The organism is Klebsiella sp. YJ, assembly GCF_002108615.1.
In the GTDB taxonomy this organism is placed as follows: Bacteria; Pseudomonadota; Gammaproteobacteria; order Enterobacterales; family Enterobacteriaceae; genus Klebsiella; species Klebsiella planticola.
Window position 1 is genome coordinate 49,426 of the sequence record NZ_MTEG01000015.1, and the last position, 24,018, is coordinate 73,443.

Consider the following 24,018-nt stretch of genomic DNA (forward strand, 5'->3'; position numbering starts at 1 on the left):
AATTCCTTCATGTTGTATGAATAACGGATGATGACGACCACGAATTAACTACCAGCGAACCAGTTATAACCCTGGTCTTCCCAGTAGCCACCGGGGTAGCGGTTAGTGACTTCAATTGACATAATATGCTTCGGGTTTTTATAACCGAGCTTGGTCGGAATTCTTAACTTCATCGGGAAACCATATTTACGCGGTAATACCTGGCCATCGTAGGTTAATGCCATAATCGTCTGCGGATGGAGCGCAGTGGCCATGTCGATACTGGTATAATAATTATCAGCACAGCGAAAGCTGACGTAGCTGGCGCTCAGATCGGCGCCGATACGTTTGAGGAATAGGGCAAACGGAACGCCACCCCATTTACCAATGGCGCTCCATCCTTCCACACAAATATGTCGCGTGATCTGGCTGACCTGCGCCATCTTATGCAGTTCGGCCAGTGTCCATGGGCGTTTGTCAGCCACTAATCCAGAAACTTCAAGACGATAATCGCTGCCGTCGATGGTGGGCGCCTGATCCTCGCTGTAAAATGCATTAAACGGGAAAGGGCGAGCGATCATACTTTCGGGATAAACCGGCGCAAGGTTATTAGCATTAAATAACCAGCGTTGAATACGATCGTTAAATTGTGAGATCTGGCTTAAGGTTGTTTCGACCTCGCTGTTATTGCTGATATCGCAACCGCTTAACAGCATCAGACCGCCAAAAGTTAACCCCTGCCTGATAAAGCGGCGACGACCTTCCGATGAGAGCCGCTTGTTAATTTCCCGGCTCGCCTCCTGGACTACGATGGCCTTGTCGGCGGCGGAGAATGAATTTTTATGATTGTTCACTGTATTTTCCTTATCGTCCGCGGAGCATGGCCAGTAACGTTTTCGGGACCAGCAGCACCATCAGCAGATGAATAACGACAAATCCCATCAGTGCGGACATCGCAAAGAAATGAATCACCCGTGCGTTGTCATATCCCCCGAGTAAGATTCGTAGCAGCGGAAACTGCACCGACTTCCAGATAACCAGGCCGGATAACGCCAGAATAATGCTATCGAGCATGACGAAGAGATAGGCCAGTTTCTGGACGTAGTTATAATGGCCGGGATTGTCATGTGTCAGCCTGCCGCGTAGTGCGGAAATAAAATCGTCAATTACTCCTTGCGGCGACAGAGGCCAGAATTGTTTTTTTAAGCGCCCGCTGACAAGATTCATCAGCAGGTAAAATACACCGTTAAGAGCAAACAACCACATTGCTGAAAAATGCCATTGCAATGCGCCTGCCAGCCAACCGCCAAGAGTCAGTACATCCGGAATATCAAAATTAAACAACGGTGATGCGTTATAAATACGCCAGCCGCTGGTCACCATAATTAATATCGAAAGCGCATTAACCCAGTGGCAAATTCTTAACCACAGAGGATGAATGGTCGCGGGCTTAATCTGATTTGAGAGACTGTTCATCATGATATTCCCGGTTATTGCGTTAATAACAGTGTGGCCTGAATCTGTTCGCCGATGTATCACGAAAAGTTAAATTAAATGTGATAACTCGCGATGCGAATGTCGTCTAAACTGTCTCTGACAGAACGCAATAAGGCGGCAGCGATGAAGCCCAAAAAAGTATTAATTATTGAAGATGATGAAAATATCGCGGAGCTGCTGCAGCTGCATTTATGCGAGGAGGGCTATGAAATCAGCCATGCTGCTGAAGGCACCGGCGGGCTGGCGATGGTCAGGCAGGGCGGCTGGGACGCGCTGATCCTCGACCTGATGTTACCGGGCATCGACGGTCTGGAGATCTGTCGGCATGCCCGCACTATGGCAAGCTACATGCCGATAGTGATAATCAGCGCGCGCGCAAGTGAAGTCCATCGTGTCCTGGGGCTGGAACTCGGGGCAGATGACTACCTCGCGAAACCCTTTTCGATGCTTGAGCTGGTGGCGCGAGTGAAGGCGCTCTTTCGTCGTCAGGAGGCCATGGCCCAGAATCTGATGCAGGACGCCGGCATACTGCACATTGACCGGCTGACCATCGACCCGCTTGCGCGCGAAGCGCGTCTGCGCGATCTCGCGCTTGACCTGACGCCGCGCGAGTTCGACCTGCTGTGGTTCTTTGCCCGGCATCCCGATAAGGTCTTTTCCCGCATCAGTTTGCTCAACCAGGTGTGGGGCTATCAGCATGAAGGGTATGAGCATACGGTCAACACGCACATTAATCGGCTGAGGATGAAAATAGAAGATAATCCGGCGGAGCCGGAGTTTATTCTGACGGTATGGGGAAAAGGATATAAGTTTACGGCCCCGCAGCCAGAGCCTGGCAACTGAAACATTGCGCCGGCGCGAGTTGAATGCGACGAGCGTACCACTCGCGCATTCTTCACTGCGTCGGCCCCTCTTCTGCGCGCTACCGCCGCGCGTGAAAAGCCATTTCCCATCACATTCCCCGCTGCCAGACGAGGATTCTTGTGCGTGAACGCTAAATTTTGCACATCTGTTTTGGTTGGCTGCCTGGGTTGTTGCCAGATTTAGTGAGAGTTCGGGTGCACACCGGACCGCATCACTTACACAACATATCAGCCTGTCGCGGAGTAACAGCCATGCATCCACCGATGATGTATCAGGATTTAACGACCCGGACGCTCATTGAGCATGCCGCGCGCTATCATAGCGATACGGAAATTGTTTCGGTCGGGACGTTAGGGGGAAGAGAGTACAGTAGCTGGGGAGAGGTGGCGGATAACGCCCTGCGTCTGGCTTCCGCCATGAGCCGGCTGGGGCTCCCGACAGGCGCCCGCTGCGGCACGCTGGCGTGGAATAATCGCCGCCATCTGGAGATCTATTTTGGCATCAGTGCTGGGGGATGGGTGACGCATACCATCAACCCACGCCTGTCCACGGAACACCTCGCGTTTATCATCAATGATGCCGCGGACGAGATTCTGTTTTTCGACGACACCTTTCTGCCGCTTATCTGCGCGCTGCGGCCCCAGTTGCCAACGGTAAAGCATTTTGTTCTGCTGGAGCCGCGGAATGAGGAGGCGCTCGCCGCGCTGGACTCGCTGCTGTTTTTTGATGAGCTGATCGCTGCAGCGGATCCGGCGTATCGCTGGCCCGAGGTGAGCGAACATTCGCCGGCGTCGCTGTGCTATACCTCGGGGACCACCGGCAAGCCGAAAGGGGTGCTGAATACCCACCGCTCGCTGGTACTGCATGCGCTGAGCGGCAATCAGCCGGATGCGGCCGGTATCTCGGCGCAGGACACGCTGTTGCCGGTAGTGCCGATGTTCCACGTCAATGCCTGGGGCACGCCTTTTATTGCCGCGATGGCCGGCGCTCGCCTGGTTCTGCCGGGGCCGAATCTGGACGGCGACAGCTTGCTGCGGCTGTTGAGCGAGGAGCAGGTCAGCGTCGCCTTCGGCGTTCCGGTCATCTGGGCAGGATTGCTTGCCGCGCTGCGTAAATCGGATGTTCGCCTGCCCTGTTTTAAACGATCTTTTGTCGGCGGGTCGGCGCTGCCCCCGTCGATGATTGAGGTCTTCCGCCGCGATTATGGTATTGAGCTGATTCATGCCTGGGGGATGACCGAGACTTCGCCCATCGGCACCATCAACACGCCGCTGAGCAAACATAAAGCCCTGCCTCAGGAGGCACAGCAAAAACTGGGGCACGGTCAGGGGCGCGTCATTTTTGGCATCGATCTGCGGGTGGTGGATGCTGAGGGCCAGGCGCTGGCCAACGATGGCGAAAGTCAGGGCTATCTGCAGGTGCGCGGCCATTGGGTGGCGGCAAATTACTACGGTCGTCCCGATACCGCGTTGACCGATGACGGCTGGTTCGACACCGGTGATATTGGCACGGTTGATGAGAATGGCTACCTGGTGATTCACGATCGGGCGAAAGATATCATTAAGTCCGGCGGAGAGTGGATCTCAACGGTCGAGCTGGAGAATATTGCGCTTGCCCATCCGGCGATTCGCAGCGCGGCGGCGATTGCGGCGCAGCATCCGCGCTGGGATGAGCGTCCGGTGCTGCTGTGTGTCAGGGCAGAAGATGGCGAAATTGAAGAGCCGGAGCTGTTGGCCTGGTACCAGACACGAGTGCCGAAATGGCAGCTTCCGGACCGGATTCTGTTCATCGATGCGCTCCCCGTCAGCGCCACCGGTAAAGTCCTGAAAAACCGGCTGCGCGCCGAGTTTGGTCAGATTCTGATGGCGGATGGGCGCGATGCGGGATAAGCCGGCGTCCGGGGGCCCCAATCAACGTGCGGGTGCTAATACCCAGAGTTGAATCGCGGAGGAATGGCCGCACCCGGCGGCTTACGCGGGATGATAATGGCGACCCGATTGCCCCTCCTCGGCAGCAGTCATACCGTCGCCAGCATGATTAGCCTCGTGGCGGAAATTCTGCGCTGGTATGAGTGTCAGTGTTGCGCAGTAGAGCGGGGGAAGGACGAAACAACGGCGGAGCCGGGGCTCCGCCTGACGGGATTAACGGCCCGCTTTTAGCTTCTGATAATACTCTTCATACAGGGTGCTGGCGCTGCCCACATCGTTTTGCCATTCGCCCCTGGCGATAGTGTCCGCATCCGGGTAGAGCGACTTATCATTGGCGACTTCCGGGCTGAGCATTTTACGCGCGGCGAGATTTGGCGTCGGGTAGCCGATGGTTTCCGCCACCTGTTTTGCCACTTCCGGACGCAGCAAGAAGTTAATCAGCTTGAGCGCGCCGTCGACGTTTTTCGCATTCGCCGGAATCGCCAGGCTATCCATCCAGAAGATCCCGCCTTCTTTCGGCCAGACGACCTCGAGCGGCGTGCCCGACTGGCGGGCAACCCATGCCGAACCGTTCCACACCATGCCGAGATTCACTTCCCCTTCCATATACGGGTTGGCCGGATTATCGGAGTTAAACGCCGCGACGTTAGGCATCAGTTTTTTCAGCTCGTTGTAGGCGGCTTCAATCTCTTTCGGGTCGGTGGTATTGCCGGAATAGCCCAGCTTACGTAAGGCTATCTGGAACACTTCCCGCGCATCGTCGGTCAGCAGCAGGCTGCTCTTATACTCTGGTTTCCACAGGTCGGCCCAGCTGGTGACGGTTTTCGGGTCGATAGCATCGCTATTGACGCCAATGGCCGTGGCGCCCCAGATGTAGGGAATGGAATAATCGTTACCCGGATCGAACGGTTTGTTCAGCATCTGCGGATCGAGGTTGCTGAAGTTCGTCAGCTTGCTCTTATCGATCTTCTGCAACATCCCTTCTTTACGCATCTTGTCGACGAAATAGGTGGAAGGCACCACCAGATCGTAGGCGCCGTCTTTGTAGGTTTTGAGTTTTGCGTACATGGTTTCATTCGACTCGTAAGTGGAATAGATAACCTTGATGCCGGTCTCTTTGGTGAACTGCTCCAGCAGACCCGGCGGCACATACTCGGTCCAGTTATAGAAATAGAGCGTTTTGCTGTCGTCCGCATGCGCGGCGCTGATACCCATTACCAGAGCGCCCGCTGCGAGCAGGTGGCGTGACCATTTTTTCATTTTAACGTCCCCTGAGTTTTATCACGTGCAATCAATTGGCTGGCGATGACCATCACCAGCGACAGAACTAACAGAATCGTCGCCAGGGCATTCACTTCCGGCGATACGCCCACTTTGACCATCGAATAGATCTTCAGCGGCAGGATCTCGTAACCCGGGCCGGTCACGAATGACGACACCACCACATCATCCATCGACAGCGTAAAGCTCAGCAGCCATCCGGCGGCCACGGCAGGCAGCGCCAGCGGCAGAAGAATTTTACGCAGAATGGTCAACTCGCTGGCGCCCAGATCTTTCGCCGCCTCCAGCATCCGCACATCAAAACCTTTGAGGCGCGAATAGACCGTCACCACCACGAAAGGCAGGCAGAAGGTGATGTGCGAAAACAGCAGCGACCAGAACCCCAGTTGAATGCCGATCAGCATAAACAGCACCAGCAGGGAGATGGCCATGACGATATCCGGCGACATCATCACCACGAACAGCATTCCGCTGACGAACGGTTTACCACGAAAACGATAGCGATACAGCGCGACGGCGGTCAGCGACCCGATAAGCGTTGCAAAGGTGGCTGACAGCACCGCCATGGTCAGCGAGTGCTGTGCGGCCTGCAGCAGACTATCGTTGTTCATCAACAGGCTATACCATTGAGTGGTAAAGCCCTGCCAGTTAATACCAAAGCGCGAACTGTTAAACGAGTTGACGATCAGAATAATGATCGGAATATACAGGTAAGCATAAATGGCGGTCATAAAGCCGCCGCGCAGCAGTCGACCGATCATTCGAGTTCCACCTTGCTATTCAACAGACGCGCCGCGCGCCAGTAAATTAACAGCATCAGGCCCATCACCAGCGTCAGCGTAATGCTGGTCGCGGCGCCAAACGGCCAGTCGCGGATATTCAGGAACTGACTCTTAATCACGTTACCGATCAGCAGGTTTTTGGCGCCGCCCATCAGATCCGAGACGTAGAACAGCCCCATCGCCGGCAGCATCACCAGCAGACAGCCGGCGATAATGCCCGGCATGGTCAGTGGAATAATGATGCGGATAAAGGTTTGCAGCTTGCTGGCGCCCAGATCTCTTGCCGCTTCCAGCAGAGGACGATCGAGCTTCTCAATACTGGAGTACAGCGGCATCACCATAAACGGCAGCAGAATATAGACCAGTCCGATGATGACCGCAGACGGGGTATACATGATGCGCAGCGGCGTATCAATCACTCCCAGCCACAGCAGGAACTCGTTGAGATACCCTTTGGTGCTGAGGAAGATTTTCAGCCCGTAGATACGGATCAAGGAGTTGGTCCAGAACGGCACGATCAGCAGAAACAGCAGCAGCGGGCGCACTTTTTCCGGCAGCCTGGCCAGAAACCAGGCGAAAGGATAGCCGAGCGCCAGACAGGCAAGGGTCGCCAGCAGCGCCATATTGAGCGAGTGCAGCAGCACGTCGTAATAGAGCGGATCCAGCAGGCGCGTGTAGTTATCCAGCGTGAAGACCATCTTGACGAAACTGGCGTCGTCGCGGGTCAAAAAGCTGGTACCGATGATCATCAGGTTGGGCAGGAACACAAATAGCACAAGCCAACCCACGATAGTGGCGATCACCACATTCTGGAATTTACTGGTGTTCTTCATCAGCCAGCACAACCTCCCAGCTTTCTACCCAGTTAATGGCCATTTTCTGGTCAAGCGGGTGATCAAAGTCCGGATCGTCTTCGTTAAAGAATTCACTGACCATCACCATTTTGCCATTTTCCAGTTCGACAACCGACTCCAGCGTCATGCCTTTGTAGTTGCGCTCGCGAATGTAGCCGATCAGTCCGTCGGCGTCGCTGCCGTCGTGGACTTCATCGACGCGCAGATCTTCCGGGCGCAGCAGAACGTTCAGCCGCTGACCCCGCTCGACGGGGAAGTTGACGTAGATATTGCATTCGCGACCTTCAACGCTGGCGCGGACGCGCTGCTCGTCAAGGCGTTCAATGACCGTAGCATTAAACAGATTAATCTCGCCGATAAAACTGGCGACGAACAGGTTTTTCGGCTCTTCGTAGATTTCACGCGGCGTGCCGTCCTGCTCGATTTTCCCATCGCGCATGACCACGATGCGGTCGGACATGGTCAGGGCCTCTTCCTGATCGTGGGTGACGAAGACGAAGGTGATGCCCAGCTTACGCTGCAATGCCTTCAGCTCGTTTTGCATCTGCTTACGCAGCTTGTAATCCAGCGCCGACAGGGACTCATCCAGCAGCAGCAGGCGCGGTTTGTTGACCACCGCCCGGGCGATAGCCACCCGCTGCTGCTGACCGCCGGAGAGCTGATGCGGTTTGCGTTGGGCAAACTCCTCCAGCTGGACCATGCGCAGCGCATCGAGGACGCGAGGCGTGATTTCCGCCGCCGGCGTTTTCTGCATCCGCAGACCGAAGGCGACGTTTTCGAATACGCTCATATGGGGAAACAGAGCGTAGCTTTGGAAAACGGTATTGACGTGGCGGTTTTCCGCCGGAACATGAGTGATGTCCTGATCTTCGAGATGAATTCGCCCGCTGTCGACGTTTTCAAGCCCGGCAATAAGACGAAGAACGGTGGTTTTACCGCAGCCAGAGGGGCCAAGCAGGGTGAGAAACTCACCGTTGTTGATGGTCAGATTCAGATCTGAGATAACCGTTTTTCCATCAAAGCTTTTGCGAATTCCCGCCAGTTGCACCAGCGGCGAAAGCGAACGCGGTTGTATATTCAATTTTTAACTCTGTCCCATGTAGACGCAGCGGACGATTGACCGTTGCGGGGTTTGTGGTTAACCACCTTTGCGGTTGCGCATAATAAACGAGGGCCAGCATTCTACGGCAATCGCTTGCGATCGCCAATGCCTGTCTCATACGGATACACGACCTTTACAACAATACGCCGGTTCATGTATTAAATTTTTATTTGCCGGGCTAAAAATGACCTGACGCAATATTTGTATATTCGGGCTTATGAATAATGTTGTCACAAAAGATGAGGGTGGCTACATGGATAAATTGCTTGAGCGTTTTTTACAGTACGTTTCTCTGGACACACAGTCGAAGCCTGGCGTGCGTCAGGTTCCAAGCACGGAAGGTCAGTGGAAGCTGTTACGCCTGCTGCAGGCGCAGCTGGAAGAAATGGGACTGGTTAATGTGACGCTAAGTGAGAAAGGGACGGTAATGGGAACCCTTCCGGCCAACGTTGCCGGCGCTATTCCGCCCATTGGCTTTATTTCCCACGTCGACACGGCGCCGGATTTCAGCGGCAAAAACGTGAACCCGCAAATCGTTGAAAACTACCGTGGCGGTGATATCGCGCTTGGGATTGGCGATGAAGTGCTCTCACCGGTGATGTTCCCGGTACTGCACCAGCTGCTTGGGCAAACGCTGATCACCACCGATGGCAAAACGCTGCTTGGCGCCGATGACAAAGCCGGTATCGCCGAGATAATGACCGCGCTGGCGACGCTGAAGGCGAAAAATATTCCTCACGGCGATATTCGCGTGGCCTTCACGCCTGACGAAGAGGTCGGGAAAGGGGCGAAGCACTTTGATGTCGCCGCGTTTGACGCCCGCTGGGCCTATACCGTTGACGGCGGCGGAGTGGGCGAGCTGGAGTTTGAAAACTTCAACGCCGCATCGGTGACCATTAAGATCGTGGGCAACAATGTCCATCCGGGCACCGCAAAAGGGGTGATGGTGAATGCGCTGTCGCTGGCGGCACGGATTCATGCGGAAATCCCTGCCGATGAGGTGCCGGAGACGACCGAAGGCTACGAAGGTTTTTACCATCTGGCGAGCATGAAAGGCAGCGTTGACCGGGCAGAAATGCACTACATCATTCGCGACTTTGACCGTAAGCAGTTCGAGGCCCGCAAGCGCAAAATGATGGAAATTGCCAAAAAGGTCGGTAAGGGGCTGCATCCGGATTGCTATATTGAGCTGGTGATTGAAGACAGCTATTACAATATGCATGAAAAAGTGATGTCGCACCCGCACGTCGTGGAGATTGCCCGCCAGGCGATGGTGGATTGCGATATTGAACCGCAAATGAAGCCGATTCGCGGCGGCACCGACGGCGCTCAGCTCTCCTTTATGGGGCTACCCTGTCCGAACCTGTTTACCGGCGGCTATAACTATCACGGCAAGCATGAATTCGTCACGCTGGAGGGGATGGAGAAGGCGGTGCAGGTGATTGTGCGGATTGCGGAGCTAACGGCAAAACGCGGCGCCTGATCCCGAAGAACTCCCGGATAGCGCGGTGCTTATCCGGGCTATTGGTAGGCCCGGTAAGCCGCAGCGGGCAATATATGCGGTGCGGTACATAATTCCGGAGCCCGGACCGTAGGCCCGGTAAGGCGTGAGCCGCCACCGGGCAATATATGCGGTGCGGTACATAATCCCGGAGCCCGGACCGTAGGCCCGGTAAGGCGTAAGCCGCCACCGGGCAATACCGAACGTGCGGTTCGCAAAGACTGCGTACCTGCACCTGCGGAAGGGGAGGGAACCTCTGATGTCAAATTACCACCGCAGCCATATCCCTGGCGGCACCTGGTTCTTTACCGTCAATTTGCGAAATCGGCAAAGCGATCTTTTGACCCGCTATATCGCTCAACTTCGCGCTGTGACAGCTGATATTAAACGCAAAAAGCCCTTCCTGATTAACGCGTGGGTTATTTTACCCGAACATATGCACGCTATCTGGACGCTACCGGAAGGCGATACCGATTATTCGGGACGCTGGCGGGATATTAAAAAAACATTCACCCGCGAACTGGGAATGCGCGAGGTCTGGCAGCCCCGTTTCTGGGAACATGCGATCCGTCATGAGGACGATTACCGACGGCATATGGATTACGTTTACATCAATCCGGTGAAACATGGCTATGTGAAGAGGGTGATTGACTGGCCGTATTCAACTTTTCATCGTGATGTGAGCCTCGGGTTGTATCCGCCGGATTGGGCTGGGGACGTTGCCGATTTTGACGCCGGAGAGCGCAAACAGAACGCCGGGTGACGGCTCACGCCTTACCCGGCCTACAGAATCCAGACTCACATTCATCCCGTAGGCCCGGTAAGGCGTGAGCCGCCATCGGGCAATATATGCGGTGCGCTACACAATCCCGGAGCACTGACCGTAGGCCCGGTAAGGCGTGAGCCGCCACCGGGCAATATATGCGGTACGGTACATAATCCCGGAGCCCGGACCGTAGGCCCGGCAAGGCGTAAGCCGCCATCGGGCAATATATGCGGTGCGCTACATAATTCCGGAGCCCTGACCGTAGGCCCGGTAAGGCGTGAGCCGCCACCGGGCAATATATGCAGTGTGGTACATAATCCCGGAGCCGGGACCGTAGGCCCGGTAAGGCGTGAGCCGCCACCGGGCATCTCGCGGATCAGTCCTCGAAGAACCAGTAGCCGCAGTTGACCAGTGCGGCAAGCATTGCGAGGAACGATGGATCTTCCAGCGCATCGCCAAAATGTTCCGCGTTAAGCGACAGATGCGTGGCCAGCGCGTCCAGCGCCGGACGGTGCGGCGAATTAATCTTCTCGCCGTTGACGAACACCTCGCCATCGATACGCAGCACGCGCAGCCCGCCCAGCCGCACCAGGCGATCGCCCTGTTGTAGCGCGTCGTAAATCTCATCAGGCTGATACGGCGGCTCAGCAGGAGCGACGTCCAGCTCATGGCGGGATTGGGTGATAAACTCCCCAAACCACTGCTTAAAATGCTCTGGCTGGTTAATCAACCCCAGCATCATATCGCGCAGACGGTCGAGTTCAGCTGGCAGAATATCCGCCGGATGATCGCGGGAAGGCACATCCGGATCGACATAGCGCTGGCTACCCAGTTCACGTTGCAGAATATAGTCGGCAAAGCCGCTGAACAACTCGCGGGCATTTGGCGAGCGATAGCCTACCGAATAGTTCAGCGAGTTTTCCAGGGAATACCCCTCGTGCGGGAATCCCGGCGGAATATAGAGAATATCGCCCGGCTCCATCTCTTCATCAATGATGGCGTCGAACGGATCCACCTGCAGCAGGTCTGGATGCGGGCAGTGCTGCTTCATCGGGACTTTATCGCCCACGCGCCAACGACGCCGGCCGGTTCCCTGGATGATAAACACGTCGTACTGATCGAGATGGGGACCTACGCCGCCGCCGGGCACGGAGAAAGAGATCATCAGATCATCAATACGCCAGTCGGGGAGAGCGCGGAAGGGCTGCATCAGCGCGGCCGTCGGCTCGTGCCAGTTATTCACCGCCTGCACCAGCAGCGACCAGTTGTTTTCGCTCAGATGGTCGTAGCTTTCGAAAGGACCATGGCTGACCTGCCATTTCCCGTCCTGATGGCTGACCAGGCGGCTATCGACTTCGCTTTCCATCGCCAGCCCGGCCAGTTCATCCGGGCTAATGGGATCGACGAAATTCGCGAAGCCGCGCTTGAGGACTACCGGGCGTTTTTGCCAGTAGCGTTCGATAAAGTCAGGCCAGTTAAGCGTTAATTGATAATCCATTTTATTTATTCCACAGCAGGTGTCTGTTTGGGATTATACACGCCATGCTTCAAACTGCCTCTTTGTTGACGGCGATTGTGCTTCGTAGTCACAGAGTTTGCCCAGGCGTGGGAAACGGGGCGATTCAGCTTTCCGTATCGTCGGGCAGCTGGCGGCCAAAAACCACCTCCATGCAGGCTCCGCCGAGCAGACTTTCGCCGGTGAGAATGTCGCCATCGTATTGCTCAACGATCTCCCGGGCGACGGAGAGTCCCACGCCCTGGCCTGGCCGCAGCGTATCGGCACGTTGCCCGCGATCGAATACGGCAGTCCGCTGGTTTAACGGGATGCCGGGGCCATCATCTTCCACCAGAATATGCAGGTGGTTGTCGTTGGTCTGACGCACGGAAACTTCGACAAATTCCAGGCAGTATTTACAGGCGTTATCCAGCACGTTGCCCATCACTTCCATAAAATCATTCTGTTCGCCGACAAAGCTGATCTCCGGAGAGATATCGAGACTGATATTGACCCCTTTGCGCTGATAAACCTTGTTCAACGCCGAGGTCAACTTGTCGAGCAGCGGCGCAATGGGGTGCAGTTCGCGGCTGAGCAGGGTACCGCCGCTGCGCATACTGGCGCGATGCAGGTAGTAGCCGATTTGCTGCGAGATGCGGCTGATCTGCTCCAGCATGATCGGTTCTGCTTCATTAAGGTCAATCTTTTCGCCGCGCAAAGAACGCAGGGTGCTTTGCAGCACGGCCAGCGGCGTTTTCAGACTATGGGTCAAATCGGTCAGCGTGGTGCGGTATTTGTCGTAGCGCTCGCGCTCGCTGGTCAGCAGCCGGTTAAGGTTGCTGACCAGTCGGGTCAGTTCGCGGGTGGTATTCGGGTTGAGCATGTCGCGGTGATGCTCTTCCAGCTCGCGGACCTCTTTTGCCAGCGACTCGATGGGGCGCAGGCTCCACCAGGCCGCCACCCAAAGCAGCGGGATCACCAGCAGCAGGTTGGCAACCAGCACATAGATAAACCAGCTCCAGACCATATAAGAGCGTTTCAGCTCGACAGGAATGGTGTCGATCACCACGATGCTCAGCTGCGGCATCTTATCGGTTGCCGGGTAGATATTGATCGCCACCGAGTGGGTCATTTCTGAACCATCATCCTGCTGGCGAAGGGCGTCCAGCTCCTCCTGGAACTGTTGATTGTTGCGCAGCAGCATGCTGCTGCTGTCAACGTCGGACTCGATTTCGTGGAAGCCGTTGCTTTTCAGCCATTCAGGTTGAATGCGTTTTGCCAGCCAGGCGACATCGCGCTGCATCCACAGCAGTTTGCCTTTGGCATCGTATATCAACGTAACCGTTGGGCTCTGCATGTTGAGGTTTTCGGGGATATCCACGTCGATGTGGTTGTTTTCCCACCTTGCCAGCATATAGAACAGGTTGCTTTCGCCGCGCAGCAAGCGGAAGGTGGTTTTATCAAAGCTGACGCTGTAGCCCACCAGCGCCACCATGCCGTAGGCCAGCGAAAGCACCAGCACCACTGCCGCCGTCGCCAGCAGAAAACGCACGCGTAATGAAAGCGGCAAAATATGCCGTAGCGGACTTTTCATTCGCGTAGTTCAAATAAATAGCCCTGGCCGCGCACGGTCGTAATGACGTCATGCGGGTGCTGAGTCTGAATTTTTTTCCGCAGCCGCCCCATCAGTACGTCGATGGTGTGGCTTTCGCGCAGTTCAGCATCGGGGTAGAGCTGGAGCATTAATGAATCTTTGCTGACGACTTTGCCACGGTTACGAATCAGCGTTTCCATAATGGTGTATTCAAATGCGGTCAGCTTGATGGGCTGTTCGTTAATCGACAGCTCGCGGCGTGACAGGTCAACCTGGAAAGGCGGAATGGAAATAACCTGTGATGCCAGGCCGCTGTTACGGCGCAGTAGCGCCTGCATCCGGGCAGCGACTTCTTCAATATGGAACGGTTTGGTGACGTAGTCGTCCGCACCGGCGCTCAGCACCTCGACTTTATCCTGCCAGCCTTCACGGGCGGTCAATACCAGTACCGGAACCGACACGTCATGACTGCGCCAGCGGCGAATCAGCGAGAGACCGTCTTCGTCGGGCAGGCCCAGATCGACAATGGCGATATCCGGCACGTGTTCACCCAGATAGTAATCGGCTTCCTTTGCATCTTCTGCTGCGTCCACCTGATGGCCTAATTCCTGGAGCTGAACTTTCAGGTGATGGCGCAGTAAAGCGTTATCCTCAACGACGAGCACGCGCATGCCTTTTCTCCCATTTATTTTGGTTTCGAGTAGTGTAGCGCTGAATAGATATACTGAATTTAAACGGCTGTAAATGAAAGGCTTGCGTTATAACTTCACCTGCCGTCCCCATTTTCTGGCCTGCCAGGCCGGTGGAGAGAGGGAGGTAGCGCCAGCGCCCGATATACATCCGGTACGAGAAAGGGGCATACCGTGGGCATATATTGGCAAGTTTATCTTCGTGTTTCCACTTCGACGAGCATTGTGCTGATAATTTGGTGGGTCTGGCCAGGATGATTATCCGTCAACGACCGGGCAACTAGCGAATGATCGTATATCCTTAGTGATGATTATCTCTGCATCCCCCCACACATGGAGTTCACGTATGAGACTGAATGAGTTGAAACGCGCTTCGTTGATGCTAACCACATGTTTAACCTTAGTTTTCTGTTCATCAGCCCTGGCAGAAAACCCCGCCAGCAGCACGTCAGAAAAACAGGCGGAAAAAGAGCAGCTAAAAAATCCGGATCACATCATCGATGACTGCAGAGCCGTCAGCGGTGCACAAATGAAGGAGGGGTGTAAAACTCAGGCTGAGTTAAAAAAACATGAAATGAAAAATGAGGCAAAAATGAAAAGCGGCACATCGATGGATGATGTGACGAAAAAGTGAATTAAGGCGCGTGACGGGCACGGTCATCGCCCTGACGAATTGATGGCCGGAATGATACCCGGCCATCTGTTTCTCTGCATTCACGCACTCTCCGCCGATTCACGGAGGAAGGTGAGACAAAGCGATTACTTCAGTTCGTCAACCATGGTGGTCGCGCGACCGATGTAGTTGGCCGGCGTCATAGCTTTCAGGCGAACCTTCTCGTCTTCCGGCAGCGGCAGGCTGTCGATGAACTGTTGCATCCCTTCCGCGTCCACGCGCTTACCGCGGGTCAGCTCTTTCAGCTTCTCGTACGGTTTTTCGATGCCGTAGCGGCGCATCACGGTCTGGATCGGCTCAGCCAGCACTTCCCAGTTATGATCCAACTCGTCCAGCAGGCGATCGCCGTTCAGCTCCAGTTTGCTGACACCTTTGAGGGTCGACTGATAAGCAATCAGCGCGTAGCCGATACCGACACCGAGGTTACGCAGTACGGTTGAATCGGTCAGGTCGCGCTGCCAGCGGGAAACCGGCAGTTTGCTCGCCAGGTGCTGCATCATGGCGTTAGCCAGGCCGAGGTTACCTTCGGAGTTCTCGAAATCGATCGGATTCACTTTATGCGGCATAGTGGATGAACCGATTTCACCGGCGATCGTCTTCTGCTTGAAGTGGTTCAGCGCGATGTAGCCCCACACATCGCGATCGAAGTCGATCAGGATGGTGTTGAAGCGGGCGATGCAGTCGAACAGCTCGGCAATATAGTCATGCGGCTCAATCTGCGTGGTGTACGGGTTCCACTGGATGCCCAGCGAGGTAACAAACTCTTCACTGAACTGGTGCCAGTCCACTTCCGGATACGCCGCGATGTGGGCGTTATAGTTACCCACCGCGCCGTTGATTTTACCCAGAATCTCCACCTGGTTTAGCTGACGATACTGACGCTCCATACGGTAAGCGACGTTAGCCATCTCTTTACCCATTGTGGACGGCGTGGCCGGCTGACCGTGAGTTCGGGACAGCAGCGGTACATCGCGATACTGAACCGCCAGCTCTTTCACCGCGTCGATAAGCTTGCGCCAGTACGGCAGAACCACCTCATCGCGCGCGGTTTTCAGCATCAGCGCGTGGGAGAGGTTGTTAATGTCTTCGGAGGTGCAGGCGAAGTGGATGAATTCAGATACCGCATGCAGTTCAGCGATATCGGCCACTTTTTCCTTGAGGAAATACTCTACCGCTTTCACATCGTGGTTGGTGGTACGTTCGATGGTCTTGATGCGCTGCGCATCTTCAACGCTGAAGTCGGCAACGATTTTATCAAGGAAACCGTTTGCGTCAGCAGCAAAAGCAGGAACTTCCTTGATCGCTGCGTGCGCGGCTAACTTCTGCAGCCAACGTACTTCGACTTGTACACGGAATTTCAGCAAACCGAATTCGCTGAAGATACCGCGCAGCGCGCTGACTTTATCGCCGTAGCGTCCATCGACAGGGGAAACGGCGGTCAGTGAGGATAATTCCATAGATCACAACTCCGGGGTTAAATGAGCAAGAATTTGTTTTGCCTGGTTAACCAGACGATTACGAGAAAACATGAGCTGCATGCGTCCGCCGCCCACCTGGTGCCAGAGCACGGCGGCACGAATGCCTGCCAGCAGCGAGGCGCGGACCTTGGCCTGAACCTGCGGGCTCTGCAACACGGCGGGGGAGCCGGTCACCTGAATACGCGGGCCCAGCGGACTGATGACGTCAACGTAGATCCCCGCCATGGCGCTGAGCAGCGTTTCTGATTGCAGATCGAAATGCTCCAGCTGACGGCGCAGGCCGGCGATGCGGTTGCCAAGGGTATCCATCGCCCCTTTGCTCCCGTCAAGCTTACGCTCAAGCACCATCAGGCTTAAGGTGTAGCGGGTCAGCTCAGCATTGAGGCCCTGGCGGCTGCCGCTGTTGAGTACGCCAAGCAGCGTTTCCAGCCCGAGGCGAAGATTGGCTTCACTACCACCGAACACCGCCAGCGTTGAATCCGGGTTGAGATCGATGATGCTGTTCAGCGACACGTGCAGGGCATCGCTGTCGCAATGGCCCTGGTGCGCCAGCTGCTGAACCAGACGGGCGGCCTGGCAGATGCCCGCCAGCGCCAACGTGATGTCATAATAATTCTTCGCCACACCTACTCCTTGTAAACCGTCGGGGAGGGTTTTGTCTCACCGGCGGTAAAAACTGTCTGTCAGGACTGCAGCGGCAGACGCTGCTCGATCACGCCGCCGCCGAGGCACACTTCGCCAAGATAGAAGACCGCCGACTGGCCCGGCGTCACCGCCGCAACCGGTTCGTCAAAAAGTACCTCGATGCGGTCGTCATCCAGCGCTTTCACGGTGCACGGAATATCGGTCTGGCGATAGCGGGTCTTCACCGTGCAGCGCAGAGTGCCTTTAACCGGCTCGCGATCGACCCAGTGCAGCTGTTGGGCAATCAGGCCCCTGGACATCAGACGCGGGTGGTCGTGGCCTTGAGCTACGACCAGAATATTGTTTTCGACGTCTTTATCAACAACGTACCACGGGTCCTCGCTGCCTTCTTTGGTGCCGCCGATGCCGAGGCCTTTACGCTGGCCAAGGGTATGGTACATCAAACCCTGATGCTCGCCGATTTCGTCGCCGTCAACGGTGACGATTTTGCCCGGCTGAGCAGGAAGGTAGCGGCCGAGGAACTCGCGGAATTTGCGTTCGCCGATAAAGCAGATCCCGGTAGAGTCTTTTTTCTTCGCGGTGATCAGATCCAGATCCTCGGCGATCTTGCGCACCTGCGGCTTTTCCAGCTCGCCAACCGGGAACAGGCTCTGGGCAATCTGCTCATGGCTGAGGGTGTACAGGAAGTAGCTCTGATCTTTGTTGCCGTCCAGGCCGCGCAGCAGCTGGCTTTTGCCGTTGACATCGGCACGGCGCACGTAGTGACCGGTCGCAATATAGTCGGCGCCCAGATCTTCTGCTGCGAACTCCAGGAAGGCTTTAAATTTGATTTCTTTGTTGCACAGAATGTCCGGGTTCGGCGTGCGTCCGGCTTTGTATTCAGCGAGGAACAGTTCAAATACGTTGTCCCAGTACTCTGCGGCAAAGTTAACGGTATGAAGCTCAATCCCGAGCTTATCGCAGACGGCTTGCGCGTCGGCGAGGTCGGCAGCGGCGGTGCAGTATTCCTCACCATCGTCTTCCTCCCAGTTCTTCATGAACAGGCCTTCTACCTTATAACCTTGCTGAAGCAGCAACCAGGCAGAAACAGAGGAGTCGACGCCGCCGGACATGCCGACGATCACTTTTTTTTGGCTTTCTGACATTGGAATATTCACCACATTGAACTTCAAGGCGGCATATTCTAGCACGCACGAGCGGCTCAGGCACCCCCCAGGAGCGGCCAGTTAAACGCACCAATTAATGACAGCGGGTAGCGCGGGTCCTGTTGATAGCTGCGGATGCTTTCAGCAACCAGCTGGGAGCGCAGATTTGGCGCAGTCAGGATCTCATGCGCACTCAGCCACAGGCAGCGGTCGATATCGCTGTCATGCGGCTGCGTGGCGCACGTATCGTTAAGTTCGATGGCGAACAGGAAGCGTAAAAACGGCGTATTGTCCGGCGCAATCCACTGGTGCATGCGGATAAAATGCTGCGGCGTGGCGCGAATGCCGGTCTCTTCCCACAGCTCTCGCTCGGCGGCCTGCACCAGCGTTTCATCTGCTTCGAGGTGTCCTGCCGGCTGATTCCACAGCGCTTTGCCGTTGATGGTTTCCTCAACGATCAGAAATTTGTCTTTCGCGTGTACGACGCAGGCGACGGTGACGTGCGGTTTAAACATACTTCCCGTTCCTTGTGTGATTAGCCGACCTGGCGCCACTCGCCGTTGGCCAGTCCGTCGAGAGTATAGCCGCCCATGGCGTAACGAATAAGCCGCAGCGTGGGGTAACCTACGTGTGCGGTCATGCGTCGCACCTGACGGTTGCGTCCTTCATACAGGGTGATTTTCAGCCAGCTGGTGGGTATGGATTTGCGTTCGCGGACCGGCGGGTTGCGGGGCCACAGCCAGGTCGGTTCAGCGACCCGCTCAATGCCAGCGGGCAGGGTAGGACCATCGTTGAGCGTGATGCCTGCGCGCAGCGCGGCCAGCGCATCTTCTGATGGCAGGCCTTCAACCTGAACGTAGTAAATTTTGCCGGTGCGTTTGCCGGGCTGAGTCAGCGTGGCCTGCAGCGCGCCATCGTTGGTCAGCACCAGCAACCCTTCGCTATCGCGGTCAAGACGACCCGCAGCGTAGACCCCGGAGACTGAAATAAAATCTTTCAGCGTGCTGCGTCCGGCTTCATCCGTAAACTGCGGCAACACATCGTAGGGTTTATTGAACAAGATCACGCGTTTTGGCGCGTGTTCTTTGCGTTGTCTGGCGACTTGTTGTGAGCTGAATCGCTCAACGCGATGTTTTCTAAATGAAGTTTTCTGCATGGTATTTTCAGATCCTGACAATTGCCGCATTATAGCCTAATTACGAATGCCTTTCATGGACGCAAACATTCAGGTAGTATTGACATGCTCATCACAATTTTTTAACAAAAATATTGCTCAAACTGATTCGCGCTACTAGAAGGCGGCACGGACGCGAATCTCCGGTTAGCGGGATGACCCGGTGGCGGAGTGGGCGGATAAAGCCAACGCTCGGTTAGTGTGAAAAGGAAGAGCAGAACCAGAAGCGCTCGAAGGAGAGGTTAATGGAAAGCAAAGTAGTAGTTCCGGCGGAAGGTCAAAAAATCACCCTGCAAGATGGCAAACTGAATGTCCCTAACAACCCGATCATCCCGTTTATCGAGGGTGATGGTATTGGTGTTGACGTGACTCCGGCGATGCTGAAAGTGGTGGATGCCGCCGTTGAGAAAGCCTATAAAGGCGAGCGTAAAATTTCCTGGATGGAAATTTACACCGGCGAAAAATCGACCCAGGTGTATGGCCAGGACGTCTGGCTGCCTGCCGAAACTCTTGATCTGATTCGTGACTATCGTGTTGCTATCAAAGGCCCTCTGACGACGCCAGTTGGCGGCGGTATTCGTTCTCTGAACGTTGCGCTGCGCCAGGAGCTGGACCTCTACGTCTGCCTGCGCCCGGTTCGTTACTACCAGGGTACTCCGAGCCCGGTTAAACACCCTGAGCTGACCGACATGGTTATCTTCCGTGAAAACTCCGAAGACATCTATGCGGGCATCGAGTGGAAAGCGGACTCTGCTGAAGCAGAAAAAGTGATCAAATTCCTGCGTGATGAGATGGGCGTGAAGAAAATTCGCTTCCCGGAACATTGCGGTATCGGCATCAAGCCGTGCTCTGAAGAAGGTACTAAACGCCTGGTTCGCGCGGCTATGGAATACGCTATCACCAACGATCGCGATTCGCTGACCCTGGTACACAAAGGCAACATCATGAAGTTCACCGAAGGCGCGTTTAAAGACTGGGGCTACCAGCTGATTCGCGAAGAGTTCGGCGGTGAACCGATCGACGGCGGCCCGTGGCAGAAGGTTAAAAACCCGAATACCGGTAAAGAGATCATTGTCAAAGACGTGATCGCCGATGCCTTCCTGCAGCAGATCCTGCTGCGTCCGGCGGAGTATGACGTCATTGCCTGTATGAACCTGAACGGCGACTACATCTCTGATGCTCTGGCAGCTCAGGTTGGCGGTATCGGTATCGCACCGGGCGCGAACATCGGTGACGAATGTGCGCTGTTCGAAGCGACCCACGGTACAGCACCGAAATATGCTGGTCAGGATAAGGTGAACCCGGGTTCTATCATTCTGTCCGCTGAGATGATGCTGCGCCACATGCAGTGGTTCGAAGCCGCAGACCTGATCGTTAAAGGCACTGAAGGCGCTATCGCCGCCAAGACCGTGACCTATGACTTTGAACGTCTGATGGAAGGCGCTAAGCTGCTGAAATGTAGCGAGTTTGGCGACGCAATCATCGCGAACATGTAATCCAGCCTCTGGGTTACACAGGAACGGGAGCCTCTGAGCTCCCGTTTTTTATTATTTGTTTTCTGACGGTTATCAAAATCTTAGCAAAACAGGGTTACCAGGCTTCAGTTTTAAGGCTTTGTTTTACTTACACACCCAGCGGGTCATTTAGCGGGGGGCAGGGCTTGCCGGGTGCTCTTGACTAAGGGAGGCCGACGTCGCTGGCGGATGGTTGGCGTGATCGGATCGATCAATCCGCCGCAGATCGGTTCACTGACATGATCAGTCGCCAGGCTATTGTGTTAGGCTAAATTACTATTTTCAGGCAGTTAAAATGACCATTTCTGCTAAACCGGCCTGAAACGATAGCCAACCCAGGGAAGCGAAGACCTGATGCTAAAAATGACAATGTTGGTTGAAAACCATCTCTCCCCGCGGGCCGTGCCCGGTATGCAACCCCGCGCGGGGCTCTGTATTCTGCTGGATGACGGAGACAGCCGGATACTGTTTGATACCGGCCCGGATGAAACATTTATCCGCAACGCCCGGCTGATGAATGAACCTTTGTCGAATCTGAGCGCGGTGGTGCTATCGCACGGCCACTATGACCATATCGGCGGCGTCAACTGGCTCAATTCAGGTACCAGGATTATCTGTCATCCTGACGTTGTACGGGAAAGATATGCCTGTGTACGAGTCCCCGGTAAGGCAATACCGGTCAAAAAGCTTACACGGCACCTTAATTTCACCGGCGAAAATGTGCTGTTCAGTAAAGGCCCGCACGCAGTGGGAAAACGCTTTACCTGGACAGGTGAAATTCCCGTCGAAAAGCCCGTTGCATATGGTGTTACCGATGTCCGTACCGGAGCACTTGATTATGTGCCTGATGAAGGGGCCCTTATCTGGCGCTCCTCCCGTGGCCTGGTCATTATTACCGGATGCGGTCACCGCGGGCTGGAGAACACGATTCGCCATTGCCGGAATATTACGCGGGAAGAGAATATTTATGCCGTTATCGGCGGACTGCACCTGCGTACCGCGTCGCCATTAAAACTGATCAATCTTATGAAGTTTCTCAGGGAAATAAAGCCTGAAAAAATCATGGGATGCCACTGCACGGGACGATGGGGCAGACTGTGGCTTAAGGATAAATATCGCCTTTCCTGCGGGGATACACTCTTTTTTGACGCATAGCACCTTTCTGTCTTGCCGGTCATCCCGGCACATCTGTCTACGGGAGGGAGCATCTGTGTATCAAATCAGCAGCCCTGTTAAACACGCGTAATGCTCACCTCATGCTTGCGCAAGTGGCGCCTCTCCTACACTGAAACTGACCGCCAGCCGAATATGTTGCATTTGGGCGGCGCGAGCGGATTTAAGAACCGTCTTCAGCACTCCGCGACGCTGTCGCGCGTTCTTTCCTGACAGCATGACCATACTGCCAGGTGGATACCAGACATATCAGTAAAACAGGTAACATCATCAGGCCCAGCAGTTTCCAGCCCAGCAATGCCAGCATCACCCCCGCCCCTGATGTGGCGATCGCGGAGAAAATAAAGCGGCTGGTTTCGGCCAGACCCTGCGCTTTTTTTCGCTCATGATCACGATAAGAGAGACTAAGCAGCGTAGAACCGCCCACAAACATAAAATTCCATCCGACCCCCACCAGAAGCAGACTTAAGCCGTAAGCCAGCATCGTTTCCCCGGTCAGGTTAACCATGATGGCTGACATGTTGAGAGCGATCCCGGCATATAACAGCACGGTGATCCCCACTTTTCGTATCAGGAGACCGGTAAACAGTGAAGGGACATACATTCCCAGCAGATGCAGCTGAATGACCAGGGCGCCATCATTCATTGAATGGTGGTGCGTAACGGAGAGAGGGGCCGCCGTCATGAGAAAAAGCATCACCAACGAGCCAACGACCAGGTGAAACCAGGCAGTACGATAATCCGGACGTTTCATTAGCTCCCGGCTGGTCGGTGACCGTACCGGGGGAGCCGCGGTGTCCGGAGCAGAGGGATATTTTTTTGATCGGCCGAAGAACAGCGCCAGATTAAGTGCCGACATAATACCCAGTGCCGCCACCACGAGATAAACACCGGCAAAGCGAGGTAGCCCGGGAACATCCCGTGCAATAATCGTCAACAGTGGCCCGAGGATTGCCGCCACAACACCGCCAATCATGACCAGAGAGATAGACTGCCCCTTCACTTCCGGCGGGGAGTGATCGGCGGCAACCAGGCGATAGTACTGGCTGAAAGCCTGATAGACCCCCACAAGAAAGCAGCCGGTGCAAAAAAGTAAAAAACTGCCCTTCAGCACAGCGAGAAAAGACAATAATCCGCCCGCTGTACCGCATACAGACCCCAGCATAAACGCGAGTTTTTCGTTTCCCCGCCCGATCATGCCGGCAGCAAACAGACTCGAGAACGCGCCGGCAACAGTGATGAGCGCAAATGGAACGGTGGCCAGTTCATCAGACGGGGCCAGCTGATAACCCACCAGGGTGGCAATGGTCAGGTCAACAGAGACAGCACAGGTAAAAAACAGATTACTGACCGCAAGGATAGCGGGTATACGGCCTGGTATGTATCGCATGATGCCCTCCTGGAGGGATAAACTTAACGGAAGTCAAGCGCAAGCATCATCCGTTAATCGCTGAGTTAACTATTCCAGGCTGATGCCGGGAGGGACATTTCCCTGCGGTATTGCGTTCATAAGACGCAACTTCTTCCTGTGATGTATCGATATTTTTCACTGACTGACAATAAAACTCGCCGTAATCAAGCGGCGGCTCCTGAGCCTAAGTCTCATGGAGTGGACCGGGAAGAACAAAGAGAAGCGGTTGCAGGCGGGCGTCTTTCTCAACGCGAAGCTCCTTGTATACATTTTTAAGATTCCATTCGTCATTCGTTCACTCAGGACGCTATATGTATTGCCTCTCCATGACGTGAGTAATAAATAAAGCAAAAAAGGTGCCATAAAAAAAAGGGGGGGGACCTGTTATTCATGGCGCTTCTGCACCGTCCGCAAGCAAAATTATCATTCTCTGGTGCAATGAGCTTAATTACATAATGTTATTATTAATTATA

General features: G+C 55.0%; 22 protein-coding genes. 7 read left to right on the plus strand and 15 right to left on the minus strand.

Annotated elements, in window-relative coordinates; all coding sequences use genetic code 11:
- Positions 1-44 precede the first annotated feature (44 nt).
- Entirely contained in the window at positions 45-833 is a 789-nt protein-coding gene (locus BV390_RS16705) for a molybdopterin-dependent oxidoreductase (RefSeq protein WP_085397122.1), read from the minus strand.
- A gap of 10 nt (positions 834-843) precedes the next feature.
- Positions 844-1,455, minus strand: coding sequence for a cytochrome b/b6 domain-containing protein (locus BV390_RS16710; RefSeq protein WP_085397144.1), 612 nt, complete (start codon positions 1,453-1,455; stop codon positions 844-846).
- Positions 1,456-1,599: 144 nt separating this feature from the next.
- Here BV390_RS16710 and BV390_RS16715 point away from each other — a divergent pair, with 144 nt between their 5' ends.
- Both BV390_RS16715 and BV390_RS16720 read left to right on the plus strand, forming a co-directional pair.
- Entirely contained in the window at positions 1,600-2,319 is a 720-nt protein-coding gene (locus tag BV390_RS16715; protein WP_032695746.1) for a response regulator transcription factor, read from the plus strand.
- Positions 2,320-2,591: 272 nt separating this feature from the next.
- Positions 2,592-4,229, plus strand: a complete 1,638-nt coding sequence (locus BV390_RS16720; protein ID WP_085397123.1) for a long-chain fatty acid--CoA ligase — start codon at positions 2,592-2,594, stop codon at positions 4,227-4,229.
- Between the two features lie 252 nt (positions 4,230-4,481).
- Here the strand turns inward: BV390_RS16720 and potD are convergent, their stop codons facing one another.
- Genes potD through potA form a run of 4 tightly spaced genes read right to left on the minus strand, consistent with a single transcriptional unit; the run spans position 4,482 to position 8,266 of the window.
- On the minus strand, positions 4,482-5,528 hold the full coding sequence (gene potD, locus BV390_RS16730) for a spermidine/putrescine ABC transporter substrate-binding protein PotD (protein ID WP_032688324.1): 1,047 nt from the start codon (positions 5,526-5,528) through the stop codon (positions 4,482-4,484).
- The gene (gene potC / locus BV390_RS16735; RefSeq protein ID WP_032688323.1) at positions 5,525-6,310 is read right to left on the minus strand and encodes a spermidine/putrescine ABC transporter permease PotC; all 786 of its coding nucleotides are present in this window, start codon (positions 6,308-6,310) and stop codon (positions 5,525-5,527) included. Before potC ends, potD begins: the two co-directional genes overlap by 4 nt.
- Positions 6,307-7,164 (minus strand): spermidine/putrescine ABC transporter permease PotB, encoded by an 858-nt coding sequence (gene potB / locus BV390_RS16740; RefSeq protein ID WP_032700287.1) that lies wholly within the window; start codon positions 7,162-7,164, stop codon positions 6,307-6,309. The genes potC and potB overlap by 4 nt, the downstream gene beginning before the upstream one ends.
- Positions 7,148-8,266 (minus strand): spermidine/putrescine ABC transporter ATP-binding protein PotA, encoded by a 1,119-nt coding sequence (potA, locus tag BV390_RS16745; protein ID WP_032688321.1) that lies wholly within the window; start codon positions 8,264-8,266, stop codon positions 7,148-7,150. The genes potB and potA overlap by 17 nt, the downstream gene beginning before the upstream one ends.
- Positions 8,267-8,540: 274 nt before the next feature.
- On the opposite strand from potA, the gene pepT reads away from it, so the two are divergent.
- Together pepT and BV390_RS16755 are read left to right on the plus strand one after the other, a co-directional pair.
- Positions 8,541-9,770, plus strand: a complete 1,230-nt coding sequence (gene pepT, locus BV390_RS16750; protein WP_047664668.1) for a peptidase T — start codon at positions 8,541-8,543, stop codon at positions 9,768-9,770.
- A 277-nt stretch (positions 9,771-10,047) separates the two neighbouring features.
- The gene (locus tag BV390_RS16755; RefSeq protein ID WP_032688319.1) at positions 10,048-10,551 is read left to right on the plus strand and encodes an REP-associated tyrosine transposase; all 504 of its coding nucleotides are present in this window, start codon (positions 10,048-10,050) and stop codon (positions 10,549-10,551) included.
- Between the two features lie 379 nt (positions 10,552-10,930).
- Here the strand turns inward: BV390_RS16755 and BV390_RS16760 are convergent, their stop codons facing one another.
- The 3 genes from BV390_RS16760 to phoP form a co-directional block, all read right to left on the minus strand.
- Positions 10,931-12,052 carry a ribosomal protein uL16 3-hydroxylase gene (locus BV390_RS16760; RefSeq protein WP_047664669.1) on the minus strand — a complete coding sequence of 374 codons (1,122 nt, stop codon included), beginning with the start codon at positions 12,050-12,052 and terminating at the stop codon, positions 10,931-10,933.
- A 124-nt stretch (positions 12,053-12,176) separates the two neighbouring features.
- Positions 12,177-13,643, minus strand: a complete 1,467-nt coding sequence (phoQ, locus tag BV390_RS16765; RefSeq protein WP_032688317.1) for a two-component system sensor histidine kinase PhoQ — start codon at positions 13,641-13,643, stop codon at positions 12,177-12,179.
- On the minus strand, positions 13,640-14,314 hold the full coding sequence (gene phoP / locus BV390_RS16770) for a two-component system response regulator PhoP (RefSeq protein ID WP_032688316.1): 675 nt from the start codon (positions 14,312-14,314) through the stop codon (positions 13,640-13,642). The genes phoQ and phoP overlap by 4 nt, the downstream gene beginning before the upstream one ends.
- 364 nt (positions 14,315-14,678) lie before the next feature.
- On the opposite strand from phoP, the gene BV390_RS16775 reads away from it, so the two are divergent.
- Entirely contained in the window at positions 14,679-14,966 is a 288-nt protein-coding gene (locus BV390_RS16775) for a hypothetical protein (RefSeq protein WP_085397125.1), read from the plus strand.
- Between the two features lie 125 nt (positions 14,967-15,091).
- Here BV390_RS16775 and purB read toward each other — a convergent pair whose 3' ends face one another.
- From purB to rluE, 5 genes are read right to left on the minus strand one after another with little or no spacing between them, the layout of a single operon-like run.
- Complete coding sequence (purB, locus tag BV390_RS16780) at positions 15,092-16,462, minus strand: adenylosuccinate lyase (protein ID WP_032688314.1); 1,371 nt, start codon at positions 16,460-16,462, stop codon at positions 15,092-15,094.
- A gap of 3 nt (positions 16,463-16,465) precedes the next feature.
- Positions 16,466-17,107: a high frequency lysogenization protein HflD gene (gene hflD, locus BV390_RS16785; protein WP_004860640.1), complete on the minus strand. Its 642-nt coding sequence runs from the start codon at positions 17,105-17,107 to the stop codon at positions 16,466-16,468.
- Positions 17,108-17,166: 59 nt separating this feature from the next.
- Positions 17,167-18,273, minus strand: a complete 1,107-nt coding sequence (gene mnmA, locus BV390_RS16790; protein ID WP_032688313.1) for a tRNA 2-thiouridine(34) synthase MnmA — start codon at positions 18,271-18,273, stop codon at positions 17,167-17,169.
- Between the two features lie 56 nt (positions 18,274-18,329).
- The gene (locus BV390_RS16795; RefSeq protein ID WP_032688312.1) at positions 18,330-18,788 is read right to left on the minus strand and encodes an NUDIX hydrolase; all 459 of its coding nucleotides are present in this window, start codon (positions 18,786-18,788) and stop codon (positions 18,330-18,332) included.
- Between the two features lie 20 nt (positions 18,789-18,808).
- Positions 18,809-19,459, minus strand: a complete 651-nt coding sequence (rluE, locus tag BV390_RS16800) for a 23S rRNA pseudouridine(2457) synthase RluE (RefSeq protein ID WP_047664671.1) — start codon at positions 19,457-19,459, stop codon at positions 18,809-18,811.
- A gap of 233 nt (positions 19,460-19,692) precedes the next feature.
- On the opposite strand from rluE, the gene icd reads away from it, so the two are divergent.
- Positions 19,693-20,943, plus strand: a complete 1,251-nt coding sequence (gene icd / locus BV390_RS16805) for an NADP-dependent isocitrate dehydrogenase (RefSeq protein ID WP_032695751.1) — start codon at positions 19,693-19,695, stop codon at positions 20,941-20,943.
- A 369-nt stretch (positions 20,944-21,312) separates the two neighbouring features.
- The gene (locus tag BV390_RS16810; protein WP_032700269.1) at positions 21,313-22,116 is read left to right on the plus strand and encodes an MBL fold metallo-hydrolase; all 804 of its coding nucleotides are present in this window, start codon (positions 21,313-21,315) and stop codon (positions 22,114-22,116) included.
- A 181-nt stretch (positions 22,117-22,297) separates the two neighbouring features.
- Here the strand turns inward: BV390_RS16810 and BV390_RS16815 are convergent, their stop codons facing one another.
- On the minus strand, positions 22,298-23,524 hold the full coding sequence (locus BV390_RS16815) for an MFS transporter (RefSeq protein ID WP_032688303.1): 1,227 nt from the start codon (positions 23,522-23,524) through the stop codon (positions 22,298-22,300).
- Positions 23,525-24,018: the final 494 nt, after the last annotated feature.